At 71.0% G+C, this 12,968-nt stretch carries 11 protein-coding genes; 5 read left to right on the plus strand and 6 right to left on the minus strand.

Features of this window, described 5'->3' with window-relative positions; translation table 11 throughout:
• Positions 1–82 precede the first annotated feature (82 nt).
• A complete protein-coding gene (locus ABZV77_RS16850; RefSeq protein ID WP_356256690.1) occupies positions 83–766 on the minus strand; it encodes a response regulator in 684 nt (227 codons plus the stop codon).
• Positions 763–2,580, minus strand: a complete 1,818-nt coding sequence (locus ABZV77_RS16855; RefSeq protein WP_356256693.1) for a sensor histidine kinase — start codon at positions 2,578–2,580, stop codon at positions 763–765. Before ABZV77_RS16855 ends, ABZV77_RS16850 begins: the two co-directional genes overlap by 4 nt.
• Positions 2,581–2,787: 207 nt before the next feature.
• Here ABZV77_RS16855 and ABZV77_RS16860 point away from each other — a divergent pair, with 207 nt between their 5' ends.
• Positions 2,788–4,188 (plus strand): cation:dicarboxylase symporter family transporter, encoded by a 1,401-nt coding sequence (locus tag ABZV77_RS16860; RefSeq protein ID WP_356256696.1) that lies wholly within the window; start codon positions 2,788–2,790, stop codon positions 4,186–4,188.
• A 113-nt stretch (positions 4,189–4,301) separates the two neighbouring features.
• Here ABZV77_RS16860 and ABZV77_RS16865 read toward each other — a convergent pair whose 3' ends face one another.
• Positions 4,302–4,892 carry a TetR/AcrR family transcriptional regulator gene (locus ABZV77_RS16865; protein ID WP_356256699.1) on the minus strand — a complete coding sequence of 197 codons (591 nt, stop codon included), beginning with the start codon at positions 4,890–4,892 and terminating at the stop codon, positions 4,302–4,304.
• 189 nt (positions 4,893–5,081) lie between these two features.
• On the opposite strand from ABZV77_RS16865, the gene ABZV77_RS16870 reads away from it, so the two are divergent.
• Positions 5,082–6,776, plus strand: a complete 1,695-nt coding sequence (locus ABZV77_RS16870) for an MFS transporter (RefSeq protein WP_356256702.1) — start codon at positions 5,082–5,084, stop codon at positions 6,774–6,776.
• A 174-nt stretch (positions 6,777–6,950) separates the two neighbouring features.
• On the opposite strand, the gene ABZV77_RS16875 is transcribed toward ABZV77_RS16870, so the two are convergent.
• Entirely contained in the window at positions 6,951–7,187 is a 237-nt protein-coding gene (locus ABZV77_RS16875; protein ID WP_356256705.1) for a DUF397 domain-containing protein, read from the minus strand.
• 4 nt (positions 7,188–7,191) lie between these two features.
• Positions 7,192–8,073: a helix-turn-helix transcriptional regulator gene (locus ABZV77_RS16880; RefSeq protein ID WP_356256708.1), complete on the minus strand. Its 882-nt coding sequence runs from the start codon at positions 8,071–8,073 to the stop codon at positions 7,192–7,194.
• A gap of 232 nt (positions 8,074–8,305) precedes the next feature.
• Between ABZV77_RS16880 and ABZV77_RS16885 the strand changes: the two genes are divergently transcribed.
• The 3 genes from ABZV77_RS16885 (at position 8,306) to ABZV77_RS16895 (ending at position 11,908) form a co-directional block, all read left to right on the plus strand.
• The gene (locus ABZV77_RS16885) at positions 8,306–8,734 is read left to right on the plus strand and encodes an ATP-binding protein (protein ID WP_356256711.1); all 429 of its coding nucleotides are present in this window, start codon (positions 8,306–8,308) and stop codon (positions 8,732–8,734) included.
• A 54-nt stretch (positions 8,735–8,788) separates the two neighbouring features.
• Positions 8,789–11,227 carry an NACHT domain-containing protein gene (locus ABZV77_RS16890; RefSeq protein WP_356256714.1) on the plus strand — a complete coding sequence of 813 codons (2,439 nt, stop codon included), beginning with the start codon at positions 8,789–8,791 and terminating at the stop codon, positions 11,225–11,227.
• An 87-nt stretch (positions 11,228–11,314) separates the two neighbouring features.
• The gene (locus ABZV77_RS16895; protein ID WP_356256717.1) at positions 11,315–11,908 is read left to right on the plus strand and encodes a dihydrofolate reductase family protein; all 594 of its coding nucleotides are present in this window, start codon (positions 11,315–11,317) and stop codon (positions 11,906–11,908) included.
• Here the strand turns inward: ABZV77_RS16895 and ABZV77_RS16900 are convergent.
• Positions 11,905–12,723 (minus strand): alpha/beta hydrolase, encoded by an 819-nt coding sequence (locus ABZV77_RS16900; protein ID WP_356256720.1) that lies wholly within the window; start codon positions 12,721–12,723, stop codon positions 11,905–11,907. The genes ABZV77_RS16895 and ABZV77_RS16900 overlap by 4 nt on opposite strands.
• Between the last annotated feature and the right edge of the window lie 245 nt (positions 12,724–12,968).

Consider the following 12,968-nt stretch of genomic DNA (forward strand, 5'->3'; position numbering starts at 1 on the left):
TGTCACCACCGTGACAACGTTGTTATCGGGCGTACGTTGGTGAGGCCTCCGGGGTGGGAAGTGCGGAGCGCCCGGCCGGGGTTCAGTCGTTCGGCGTAAGCCAGCGGTAGACCAGTTCGGGGCGGCCGACGTGGCCGTACTGGGGGCTGCGGGCCGCGCGGGCCGTGTCGACCAGGTGCTCCAGATAGCGCCGGGCGGTGATCCGGGACAGGCCCGCCGACTGGGCGGCCGCGGTGGCGGTGAGGCCGTCGGAGGCGTCGCGCAGGGTGCGGATGACGCGTTCGAGGGTGGGGCCGCTGAGGCCCTTCGGCAGGTCGACGGGGCCCGGGGCGCGCAGGGTGGCGAGCGCGCGGTCGACCTCGTCCTGGCCGGTGGCCTCGCCCTCCGCCGCGGCGGTGCGGAACTCCGCGTAACGGGTGAGGCGGTCGCGCAGCGTCGCGAAGGTGAAGGGCTTCAGGACGTACTGGACGACGCCCAGGGAGACGCCCTCGCGGACGACCGCCAGGTCCCGGGCGGAGGTCACCGCGATGACGTCCGTGTGGTTGCCCGCGGCGCGCAGGGAGCGGGCCAGCTGGAGGCCGTGGCCGTCCGGCAGGTGCAGGTCGAGGAGGATCAGGTCGACCGGGGTGCGGTCCAGGACGCGGCGGGCCTCGGCGGCGGAGTGGGCGGGGCGGCCGATGGCCTCGAAGCCGGGGACGCGGTTGACGTAGAGGACGTGGGCGTCGGCGGCGACGGGGTCGTCTTCGACGACGAGTACGCGGATCACTGGGCGCCTCCCTTGCCGCTGCTGTCACCCGGGGTCGGGCCGAACACGTTCTCGTCCGTGCCACGGTCATCTGCACCCGGCACCGTGGGCTGTGCCCACCCTCCCCCAAGCTCTCGGCTGCGCTCGAGCAGGGGGGACCCCCATCGCCGTGCGGGACGCCTGTCCACAGAGGGAACGGCCAGATCGCCGGGATCGGGTTCCGTTGTCACGAGGGTTACCTCGAACTCCGCGCCGCCCTCCGGGGATTCTCGTACGGTCAGCGTGCCGCCGTTGCGGGTGACCGTCTGGTGGACCAGGGCGAGGCCGAGGCCCCGGCCCGTGGCCGCCTTGGTCGACCAGCCGCGCTCGAAGACCGCGTCCCGTTGGGCGGGGTCGACGCCGGGTCCCGTGTCCGAGACGCGGAGCAGGAGCTCCGCCCCGTCCGCGCGGGCCGTCACGGTGACGCGCGCCGCGGGCGAGCCCTGCGCCGCGTCGACCGCGTTGTCGATGAGGTTGCCGAGGACCGTCACCAGGTCGCGGGCGGGCAGGGACGCCGGGAGCATGCCGTCGTCGATGCTGCTGTCGTCCGAGACGACCAGCTCCACGCCGTGCTCGTTGGCCTGTGCCGCCTTGCCGAGCAGCAGGGCGGCGAGTACGGGCTCGCTGACCGCGGCCACCACCTGGTCGGTCAGCGCCTGCGCCAGCTCCAGCTCGGCGGTGGCGAAGTCGACCGCCTCGTCGGCGCGGCCGAGTTCGATGAGGGACACCACCGTGTGCAGGCGGTTCGCGGCCTCGTGGGCCTGCGAGCGCAGGGCCCGCGTGAAGCCGCGCTCGGAGTCCAGCTCCCCGGTCAGCGCCTGCAGCTCGGTGTGGTCGCGCAGGGTGACCACCGTGCCGCGGCGTTCGCCGCCCGACACGGGGGAGGTGTTGACGACCAGCACGCGGTCGGCGGTCAGATGCAGCTCGTCGACCCGCGGCTCGGCCGCGAGCAGCGCGCCGGTCAGCGGGGCGGGGAGCCCGAGCTCGGAGACGTTGCGGCCGATCACCGGGGAGCCCGCCACCCCGAGCAGCTCGCGTCCGCCGTCGTTGATGAGCGCGATCCGCCGCTGCCCGTCCAGCATCAACAGCCCCTCGCGCACCGCGTGCAGCGCCGCCTCGTGGTAGTCGTGCATGCGGCTCAGCTCGCCCGCGTTCATGCCGTGCGTGCTGCGGCGCAGGCGCGCGTTGATGACGTACGTGCCGATGCCGCCGATCACGAGCGCCGCGGCCGCGACGCCGAGCAGCGCGACGAGCTGGCCGCGGGCCTTCGCGGTGATCTCCTCGATGGTGATGCCCGCGCTGACCAGGCCGACGATGCGCCCTTCCCCGGCCTTGGGGCCGCTCCAGATGGGGGTGACGACGCGCACCGAGGGGCCCAGGGTGCCCGTGTACGTCTCCGCGAAGGTGTGGCCCCGGAGCGCGTCCGCCCGGTGGCCGAGGAAGCGCTCGCCGATGCGGCGCTCGTCGGGGTGCGTCCAGCGGATGCCGCGCGGGTCCATGATCGTCACGAAGTCGACGCCCGTGTCCCCCTGCACCCGCGCCGCGTACGGCTGGAGCTTCTCGGACGGGTCGCTGCCGCGGATGGCCTCCCGTACGGAAGGGGAGTCCGCGACCGCCCGCGCCGCCGCGGTCGCCTGGCGGCGCGCGCTCTCCTCGCCCTGGTGCTTGTCGCTCAGGTACGTGAAGAGGGCGCACCCGGCGACCACCGCCGTGACCAGCACGATCTGCATCGCGAAGAGCTGGCCCGCCAGGCTGCGGGGCAGCCTGCGCGGGCTGGTGGGGCGGGTGCGGGACATGGTGCCAGTCTGCCTCCTCGGGTCAGTGGTCGTATAAGTGCGAACTAAATGAACGCAAGGGTGACCGCCCTCACAGGCCGGGAGATAGTCACCGGGATCGCCCGGGACGGGAGCCGATCGCACCAGGACGTGAGCCGCACGTACCGAAGGCACCACAGGCACCACTGGCACCACAACGCCGACGACGTCGTTCAAGGAGGGCCCCCCGTGACCACCACGGCCGACCCACAAGCGCAGCCCGCAGCCAAGCGGGACCGCACGCACTACCTCTACATCGCCGTCATCGGCGCCGTGCTGCTCGGCATCGCCGTCGGCTTCATCTGGCCCGACTTCGCCAAGGAGCTCAAGCCGGTCGGCACCGGCTTCGTGAACCTGATCAAGATGATGATCTCGCCGATCATCTTCTGCACGATCGTGCTCGGCGTCGGCTCGGTCCGCAATGCCGCCAAGGTCGGCAAGGTGGGCGGGCTCGCGCTCGCCTACTTCATCGCGATGTCCGGCGTCGCGCTCGCCATCGGGCTCCTCGTCGGCAACATCCTGCACCCGGGCTCGGGCCTGGACATCTCGGATTCCGAGAAGGGGGCGGGCCACGAGGCGGCCGACGAGGCGAAGGGCCCCGTCGACTTCGTGCTCGGCATCATCCCGAAGACCCTCGTCTCCGCCTTCACCCAGGGCGAGGTGCTCCAGACGCTGCTGGTCGCGCTGCTCGTGGGCTTCGCGCTGCAGGCCATGGGCCGCTCCGGCGAGCCCGTCCTGCGCGGCATCGAGCACATCCAGAAGCTGGTCTTCCGGGTACTCGGCATGATCATGTGGGCGGCGCCGATCGGCGCGTTCGGCGCGATGGCGGCCGTCATCGGCGAGACCGGCCTGGACGCGCTCAAGGCGCTCGCCACGATCATGATCGGGTTCTACGTCACCTGCGCGCTGTTCATCGTGGTCGTGCTCGGCACGCTGGTGCGGGTCGTGACCGGCGTCAACCTCTTCAAGCTGCTCAAGTACCTGGGCCGCGAGTTCCTGCTCATCCTCTCCACCTCGTCCTCCGAGTCCGCGCTGCCGCGGCTCATCGCGAAGATGGAGCACCTGGGAGTCAGCCGCCCGGTCGTCGGCATCACGGTCCCGACCGGCTACTCCTTCAACCTCGACGGCACCATGATCTACCTGACCATGGCCTCGCTCTTCATCGCCGACGCCATGGACCAGCCGCTCGGCATCGGCGAGCAGATCACGCTGCTGCTCTTCATGATGATCGCGTCCAAGGGCGCGGCGGGCGTCTCGGGATCCGGCATCGCGGTCCTCGCGAGCGGTCTCCAGTCGCACAAGCCCGCGCTGGTCGACGGCGTCGGCCTGATCATCGGCGTCGACCGCTTCATGAGCGAGGCGCGCGCCCTCACCAACTTCGCGGGCAACGCGGTCGCCACCCTGCTGATCGGCACGTGGACCAAGGAGGTCGACAAGGAGCGGGTCTCGGCGGTGCTCGCCGGACAACTCCCCTTCGACGAGCGTACGTTGGTGGACGACGGGCACGAGACGCCCGCCGTCGAGGACGGGCGGGGCACGGGTGACGTGCCCCAGGCGCGTGACGACGGCAAGGAGCCGGTGAAGGTGTAGTTCACCGGCCGGGCCGTGTGAAGGGGCCCCCGCCCCTCCAAGGGGGCCGCCGGTGCCGCCCGCGACGTACGGGAGCTTCCTCCTCGTACGCCGTGGGCGGCGCTTTTTCTGTGTCAGTCCAGCGCCGCGATGATCTCCCGGACCCGCTCCACGGGCACGCCCGCCGACATGAGGGCCGTCGACGCGGCCGCCCGGCCCGCGTCCTTCGGGTCGATCAGGCCGTCGTTGACGGCCTCCATCAGGCCGAAGAGCTGCTGCTCATGGACGTACGAGAGGGCGGCGGGCGGCAGGGGGGACGTGAACGCCCCCTGGGCCAGGCCGAGCCGGAGGACGTTCACGCACTCGTCGCGCACCGGGGCGAGGCGCTGTCTGATGCCCTCCATGGCGACGCTGCGCTGTGCGAGGGCGATGAGCAGGCGGTAGCCGTCGGCGATCTCCCAGACGGCGACCATCGAGTGGGCGAGCGACTCGGCGGGGTCGTCCGAGCGTGCCCGCCCGGCGGCGTGGGCCGCGGCGACCGCCTCGACCGCGCCGTCGATGAGGGCGCCGACCAGGGCCTCCCGGCTGGGGAAGTGGCCGTAGACGGTCCTGCGCACGACGCCGGCCGCGCGGGCGATCTGGTCCATGGACGCGTCCGGATCGCGCAGCAGCTCGGCGAGGGCCACCTCCAGGATGCGGCGGCGGTTGGCGTCGGCTCGGCTCATGGGCTCCATTGTGCACGCGGGTTCCGGCGGGGGACCGCTCATGGTGCGCGCAGCTCCCGCGCCTGTTTTGCACAGCACTGTGCAATGCCGTAAGTTGCACACTCGTGTGTAATTGCACAGTGCTGTGCAAGGTCACCGGACAAGTACGTATATGGACCATGGAAGGGTGAGGCTTCGGTGGCTCTACTCATGAACCGACCGGTCGAGGAGATGAAGGAGCCGTACGCGCGCCGCTGGTGGGCGCTGCTCGTGCTCTGCCTGAGTCTCCTGATCATCGTGATGGCGAACACGGCGCTGACCGTCGCCGCCCCCGACATGACCAAGGACCTCGGGCTCTCCAGCTCCGACCTGCAGTGGGTCATCGACGGCTACACCGTCCCGTATGCGGCGCTGATGCTGCTGCTCGGCGCGATCGGCGACAAGTACAGCCGACGCGGCGCGCTGGTGCTCGGCCTCGTCGTCTTCGGCGCCGGATCGGTCGCGGGCTCGCTGGTCGACAGCTCGGGCGGGGTCATCGCGGCCCGCGCCGTGATGGGCTTCGGCGCGGCGATGATCATGCCCGCCACGCTGTCGCTGCTCGCCGCGACCTTCCCGAAGGCCGAGCGTGCCAAGGCCATCGTGCTGTGGACCGCCACGGCCGGTCTCGCCATCGCGGCCGGGCCGCTGGTCGCGGGCGCGCTCCTGGAGGACCACGGCTGGGCGTCGACCTTCCTGATCAACGTGCCGATCGCCGCCGTCGCCATCGTCGCCGCGCTGCTCCTGGTGCCCCCGTCCAAGGCGGGCCACTCCAACCGGATCGACTACGTCGGCGGACTGCTCTCCGTCATCTGGACCGGTGCGCTGGTCTACATGATCATTCAGGGTCCGCACTTCGGCTGGGACGCCAAGGCGATCTCGGCGGCGGTCGTCGCGGGCGTCGGCCTGCTGGCCTTCGTGGCCTGGGAGCTCCGCCACCCGCACCCCATCCTGAACGTCCGCCGCTTCCTCGACCGCCGCTTCTCCGGCTCGAACCTCGCGGTCGCGCTGTTCTTCCTCGCGGTGTTCGGCGCGTTCTACTACCTCACCCAGCACCTGCAGTTCGTGCTCGGCTACAACCCGCTGGAGACGGGCGTCCGCATGCTGCCGCTCGCGGGCGCGGTCTTCGTCGGCTCGGCGCTCACGGGCTATCTGACCCCGCGCATCGGCATGAAGATCACGGTGTCGGCGGGCATGGTCGCGGGCACGGTGGCGCTCGCGCTCCTGACGCGCGTCGACGCGGCCTCCTCGTACGGTGACTTCGTCGCCCCGCTGATCATCCTGGGCCTGGCCATCGGCCTCGCCCTCTCGCCCTGCACGGACGCCATCATGGGCGCGTTCCCCGAGTCCGAGCTGGGCGTCGGCGGCGCGGTCAACGACACGTCCCTGGAGCTCGGCGGCTCGCTCGGCATCGCCATCCTCGGCTCGGTCCTCGCCAGTTCGTACTCCTCGAAGCTGGCGGACGCCGCATCGGCGTCCGGCACCAAGCTGCCGGACGGCGCGCTGGACACCGCGCAGGACTCGGTCGGCGCGGGCTACGCGGTGGCGCAGGGCATCGGCGACAAGGCGCACGAGGTCGCGGGGCAGGCCGCGAAGGCGACATCGCCGGAGCAGGCGGCCCAGCTCAAGGGCCAGGCCGAGCAGCTCGCGCAGGGCGCCCACAAGATGGCGGACGCGGTCGGCTCCGCCTTCTCGGATTCGGTGGCGCACACGAGCCTCGTCGGCGCGGTGATCCTCGGGGTCGGCACGGTCCTCGTGGCGGTGCTGCTGCCGAGGAAGTCCGCCTCGGCTGCGGCTGCTCCGGAGGGCGCCGACGCGGACGTCACCGGGACGGACGAGGCCGCGCGGGAGCGGGAGCTCCAGCGGTAGCGGCGCGAGGGCTTCAGCGGTAGCGGCGCCCCCGGCGCCGTCACGCCGGAGCCCTCACGAGGCCGGGCCGCTCGGTGGAGCGGCGGTCGGTGGCGTGAGGGCGCGGGCGATGGCGGCGTCGGGGGCGGTGTCGTCGCTGGTGCGGGTCCGCAGTCCGTACGGTCGCGGTTCCCGCTATTGGCCGTTCGGCGTGCCCGTGCGGCTCGCATGTGCGACGAATGCGGACCAGGATGACGGGTGGAGGAGCAGGGCGGGGCCTTGGGGGTTCTTTGAGTCTCGTACGGCTATGCCGGTGCGGGGGGTTGCCGTCAGGTCGGCGATCTCTAGGCAGTTCTGGCCGGGGTCGCTGTAGGACGACTTGAACCAGGCGTCCTCGCTGATCAGTTCGGCCGTGGGGCGGTGAGTCTTCATGGATTTACAGCTCTCGTTCTAGTCGGTGCAGGAAATCCGGTGTCTCCTCGGGCGGCAACGCTGATGCCGTCATGGCGTCGAACCGGCGGCTGAATCGATCGACTTCACGTGGTTTGTCCGAGGTGGAGACAGAGCCCCAGGCGCTGTCGGTCTGGACTCGCGGCGGCAGTGCGTGGCCGAAGTCGAGGAGTACGAAGTCGTTGGTGGAGCGGTAGCTCCTGCGGAAGGGCAGCACCTGGACGGTGACATGATCCCAGCCCGACAAAGCCTCGATCCTTCCGTACTGTTCGCGCATCACGTCTGCATCACCCGCAACGTGGCGCAGTGCTGCCTCGCCGAGGATGACGTGCAGCTTTACCGGGTGCTCCCGGGTGAGCACTTCCTGACGCTTCATCCGCAGCTCCACGCTACTTCGGATGAACTCGGTCGTGTACTCCTCGATTGGCTTGTGCGCCTCGTGTGTGGCGCGCGCATATCGCTCGGTCTGAAGTAGGCCGTACACCACCGTCGGGTGGTAAGCCTTCATGGCGCGCGCCTCTGGTTCCAGTCCGACGAAGCCAGGCATGCCCGCGGGCATGAGGCCCCGGTACTGCGTCAGCCAATCCTGGTTGCTGGATTCCCGGTTGAGGCTGATCAAAGACTCGACGACGGCTTCGTCGGTGACGTTGTACCTGTCCAACAGCTTTCGCAGGTCTCCTACGTTGCGGAAGTTCAGTGCGCCCGCCTCGATGCGCTGGAGCGAGGCCTCGGAGATGCGCAGGCCCTGCGCCGCTTGGCGGCGTGTGAGGCCGCCGCCTCGATCGCCGAGTCCACAGCTTTCACGCAACTGCCTTAGCTGTAGACCGAGTTCGAGACGCTGTGCTGTCCGCCCGCGTTTGGCCGCCATGTGCACCGCCTATGTGTCGTCGTGCGAGTCGCTGGGTGGCGTGCGTCGAGTCTGGCATCAACTGTGCGGCGCATGCGGTCCTTTGTGCAGATCTGCGCATAGTCCAATGTCGACCCGACTGATTAATCAGCTGGCTTTCGATTGAAGTCACTTAGGGGGCTCGGTCACGGTAGTTGGGCAACGCTCGTCCCGGCCGGGGCTCTCCCCATGCCGCCGAACAAGGGTTCCGCACATGCCCGACCTCAAGGCTCCCCCCGCCCGTGACTGGGTCATGGGCTACCCCATGACCCCCGCCACCGTCCGCCTCGCCCGCCGTCACGTTCGCCGTCGGCTCACGACCTGGCAGTGGACCGGTGACATCGACGACGCCGTCCTCGTCGTCTCCGAACTGCTCGCCAACGCCGTGCGCCACGGCAGGATCCCCGGTCACCACGTGTGGCTGCGCCTGGCCGTCGGGGAGGGGGAGGGGCTCGTCGTCGACGTCTCGGATCCGGTGTCCGTGTTTCCGGGGTTCGACGGGGGCGTCGGTGCGGCCCTCGACGGGGGAGAGGGCGGGCGCGGCCTGCTCGTGGTGCGGCAACTCACCGTCGAGTTCGAGTGGTTTCCGCGTACGGGAGTCGGCAAGACCGTACGCGCCAGGGTTGCCGAAGGGGTCAGGTAGCTGAGGCCCGGCTTTTGTCTGGTCCGGGCGGGGTCGCTCGGGCATGCTGCGGGCATGGGGGCACGGCAGGTGCGGGGGCCCGCGCGGTGGTTGTTCGTGAGCGGGGCGGCGACGCTGCTGGCGAGTGGGGTGTGGGCGGTCTGGTCGATGCGCCTTGGCGGCATGCAGCCGCAGGACGTGGCGGGGGTGCTCGGGCTTCCGCTCGGGGTGCTGGGGCTTCTTGTTGGTGCGGCCATCAGCCTGAGTGCGTTGCGCTTGCAGCGGGCGAGTGACGGTCTGGGCGTCGCCCTGGACCGGCTCGCGGGCTCCGTCGAGGACGTGGAGGTCGCCGAGCGCACGCACATGCTCGGGACCGGGGCGCACCTCATCGACCTGCACGTCGACGTCGAGCCGCGCGGTGGCGGTGCGGCGCTGCGGGGGCGGCAGCGGCTGTCCGACGTCGCGCGGTGGTACTGCGCCGCACCCGGCCGCCTCGTCGTCACCGGACCCGCGGGCGCGGGCAAGACGGTCCTCGCGGTGCATCTCGTGGTGAGCCTGCTGGAAGCGCGTGCGCCCGGCTCCCCGGTGCCGGTCCGCCTGTCGATCCGGGATCTGCCGCCGGTGGGCGGGCGCAGGTGGTGGGGGCTGCGGAGGGCTCGGGGTGGTCTTGAGCAGTGGCTCGTGTCCAGCCTCGTCAAGTCGTATGACGTGGACAGCGCCGCGGCGGCGGAACTGGTGGCGCGGCGGCTCGTCATTCCGGTGCTCGACGGGTTGGACGAGATGGACACGGAGGTCGGGGAGGACGACGAGGACGACCAGGACGACTCCTGCCACGCGCGGCAGGCGCTGGGGGAGCTCAACGGCTACCAGGGCCTGGGTGGTAGCTCCCCGCTCGTCCTCACCTGCCGTGCCCAGCGGTACGCCGAACTCGCCTACCAGCAGGCCTGGCTGAGGGAGGCGACGCTGCTGCGCATCGCGGGGGTCGATGCGGACCAGGCGGACGCGTACGTACAACTGCGGTCCGACGGACGGCCGTCGCCGATGGACGCGGTGGCCGACGTGATGCGGGGGAGCGCGGCGGGGCCGGTGGCCGGGCTGCTGAGCTCGCCGTTCTATCTGGGGCTCGCTTTCGCCGTGTACGGGGAAGGAGTGGGCGCACTCCGTCCGCTGGTGGATTTCCGTACCGAGGACGAGCTGCGCGAGTACCTCCTGGCGCGCTGCGTCCCGACGGCGACGGCCGCGGCGAACGCTGCGGCGCAGCGGGCGAGGGCGAGCCTGGTGGGGGCGAGGTCGGTGCGGAGCAGACAGGCGGAGTACGAGGCCGGGGCGGTCCACCGGTGGCTCCATCACATGGCGGGGCCGGAGGGCCGGATCGCCTCGATCGGGGACGTCGTGGGGAAGTGGAGCACGCTGGCTCTGTCGATGGCGACCGGTCTTGCGCTGGTTGCCGCGGTCCTTCTCGTCGTTCCGGACGTGCTGGCGAGGTGCTTTCCCGATGAGTGGTGGGAGCACCGGGAAGGGACTGCGTCGTCCGTGCTTCTCGCAGGTCTCGTCACGCTCGGCGCAGGGGTCGGGTGGATGAGCATCCTGCGCGATCGGGAGCCGTCACGCCTGTCGGAGCGGGCGCGGCAGCGGCCCGCGCGGGTGAGCGAGCGCATGGCCGGGGCCACTCGCAGGGCGTGCCGGACCGCCTGCGGGGTGCTGGTGCCCACGGCCGCGGTGGTGCTGGATGCCTTGTTCGTGTACGGCGACTGGTACCGGGAAATCCCCGGGCTGGGGTGGTATGTGCTCGGAGTGGTGACCGGCGTCGCTCTCCCGGCCGTGCTCGCGCTCAACGATGACTTCGTCGCGTACACCGACCGACGTGAGCTGGCGGGGTGTGTGGTCCTGCCCGCGTTCGGATACCCGGTGGGTCTCGTGCTCGCGGAGACCGGTTCCCTGGCAGTTTTCGTCTGCGGAGCCGTGCTGACGGGTACCGGCGTCCTCCTCTGGAGCCTCGGCTTCGTGCGCGGCTACTCGTTGGCAGGGGGAGCCTTTACGTGTCTCTACGTCTCGGACCCCAGGGCTCTGGGGCTGGACGGCCGATTCCCGGCGGGCTGTCTGGTGGGATTCGTCGCCGCGTACGTTCTGGGGTGTGTCCTGCTCGGCTCGGAGAGAGCTGCACAGACGCGGCAGGCGGTGCGGCATGCGGGCCGACGGGTCGAGTGGCTGCTCCCGCTCGGCAGCTTCGTCCTGTTGACGCTCGCCGGGGTGGCGGCCGTTGCGCAACTCGGATTCGCCGGCGTCGTCTACCTGGCCCTCGCCCTGGCGACCCTGAGACTCATCGGCCCCCTGATCTACGCCCTCCTCATCCTCACCGCCCACCTCCGCGGCCGCATGCCCCTGACCCCCGACGCCTTCCTCGCCTGGGCGTACCACGCGGGGCTCCTCCGGATCGTCGGCGGCGCCTACCAGTTCCGCCACAGCGAGCTCCAGGAATGGCTGGACCGAAACCCGTCCCCACCCAACCGTTGACACCACTCCACCTGAAGTACTACGTTCTGACCACTTCAGCCGGAGTACAACAAGCGACGTGGCTTCCCGCCACAGCCAAGGAGCCGTATGCGCAAGCTCGTCTACTTCATCGCCGTCACCCTCGACGGGTTCATCGCGGGCCCGGACGGCGCCGACCCCACGGGTCCCGACGGCTTCTGGCCGGTCGGCCAGGACTACGTCAAGCACCTCGCCGAGACGTATCCCGAGACCCTGCCCGCCCCCGCCAGGGAGGCCCTCGGCATCACCGCCGAGGGGACCCACTTCGACACGGTCCTCGAAGGCCGCAGGACCTACGGGATCGGCCTCGACGCCGGACTGACCAACGCCTACCCCCACCTGCGCCACTACGTCTTCAGCCGCACCCTCACCGAGAGCCCCGACCCGGGCGTCGAGCTGGTCGCCACCGCCCCTGTCGAGAAGGTGCGGGAGCTGAAGAAGGAGGACGGCAAGGACATCTGGCTGTGCGGCGGCGGCGAACTCGCCGGGGTGCTGCGCGGCGAGATCGACCGGCTCGTCGTCAAGATCGGCCCGCTGACGCTGGGTTCGGGCACGCCGCTGTTCGCGCGGGACACCGCGTTCGACCCGGTGCTGTACGAGCGGAGCGACGCCGTTCTGCTCGACAGCGGCACGATCTTCCTGACGTACGACAAGAAGGCCTAGGCCGAAGCACCGGCGGCCGGGACGGCCCTGAGCCGGTGGCCCTCGCCCGCCGCCGCCCTCAGCAAGACGTCCGTCAGCTCCTCGGGGGTGGAGAGCATCGGCCAGTGACCCGTCGCCATGTCGAAGAACGTGGCGCGCGGGTCGGCCAGGTGCTGGACGAGCGGCAGGCCCGACGCCACCAGGGCCTCCAGCGAGGCGATGTCCATCGTGCCGCCGGTGGTGCAGAAGACGCCCGTGGTCGGGAGCGCGGCGACCGCCTCCGAGATGCGGAGCTTCTGCGCGTACGGCCCCGCGGGCGCGGGTGACGCCAGCCGCGTGAGCCGGATCAGCGCGTCGTCGGACACCCCCGCCAGGTTTCCGTGCTCCCGCCACTCCGCCAACGACGGCGCCGGGATCCGCCAGCCGTCCTCCGCCCGCTCCTGCTGGGCCAGAGTCCGATCCCTGGCCGGTCCGTCCGGCATCCGCTCCCGCACCTGGTCGATCATGGAGTAGCCGTCCTGGGGCATGGGGGAGTCCAGATAGACCAGCCGCGCGATGCGGTCCGCGCGGCGGTCGGCGGCGCCCGCGGACGGATAGATGCCGTAGCAGTAACCGACAAGTACCACCTCCGACGCATCGATGTGGTCGATCAGCTGGGTCACGTCCTCGATGTGCGTGTCGAGGTCGATGTCGGGGCCCGCCAGATGACGGCGGTCGCCGAGCCCCGTGAGCGTCGCCGTGTGCACCTCCGCCCCGGCCGCCCGCAGCCCCGCGGCCACCTCCCGCCAGAGCCAGCCGCCCGTGTACCCGCCCGACACCAGCACGAACGCGGTCATGAGTCCTCCTCGTACGTTGAGAGCCTGTCTTTGAACCCCCGCCTGCGCCCCGACGCCCGGCACGCCCGCTCGGCGCACGGAGTCCCCGGACAGGTGGCTCCGCCACATGACCGGGGACTCCGCACACCGATCGCACGCACCGGCCGCCGCTGCGCCCGCGCTTCGCGCGAACGACGGGGGTTCAAAGACAGGCTCTGAGATCCGCGCGGGGCCGCCCCGCGCTCGCCGGTACCGTAGGAACTCCC

The organism is Streptomyces sp. NPDC004732, assembly GCF_040609235.1.
Lineage (GTDB): Bacteria > Actinomycetota > Actinomycetes > Streptomycetales > Streptomycetaceae > Streptomyces.

What these genes read in the sequence shown, in the direction of transcription:
- ABZV77_RS16865 (WP_356256699.1), bottom strand. Translation starts at nt 4,892, where the DNA reads ATGAGCCGAGCCGACGCCAACCGCCGCCGCATCCTGGAGGTGGCCCTC.
- ABZV77_RS16855 (WP_356256693.1), bottom strand. Translation starts at nt 2,580, where the DNA reads ATGTCCCGCACCCGCCCCACCAGCCCGCGCAGGCTGCCCCGCAGCCTG.
- ABZV77_RS16880 (WP_356256708.1), bottom strand. Translation starts at nt 8,073, where the DNA reads ATGGCGGCCAAACGCGGGCGGACAGCACAGCGTCTCGAACTCGGTCTA.
- ABZV77_RS16890 (WP_356256714.1), top strand. Translation starts at nt 8,789, where the DNA reads ATGGGGGCACGGCAGGTGCGGGGGCCCGCGCGGTGGTTGTTCGTGAGC.
- ABZV77_RS16900 (WP_356256720.1), bottom strand. Translation starts at nt 12,723, where the DNA reads ATGACCGCGTTCGTGCTGGTGTCGGGCGGGTACACGGGCGGCTGGCTC.
- ABZV77_RS16870 (WP_356256702.1), top strand. Translation starts at nt 5,082, where the DNA reads ATGAACCGACCGGTCGAGGAGATGAAGGAGCCGTACGCGCGCCGCTGG.
- ABZV77_RS16895 (WP_356256717.1), top strand. Translation starts at nt 11,315, where the DNA reads ATGCGCAAGCTCGTCTACTTCATCGCCGTCACCCTCGACGGGTTCATC.
- ABZV77_RS16875 (WP_356256705.1), bottom strand. Translation starts at nt 7,187, where the DNA reads ATGAAGACTCACCGCCCCACGGCCGAACTGATCAGCGAGGACGCCTGG.
- ABZV77_RS16885 (WP_356256711.1), top strand. Translation starts at nt 8,306, where the DNA reads ATGCCCGACCTCAAGGCTCCCCCCGCCCGTGACTGGGTCATGGGCTAC.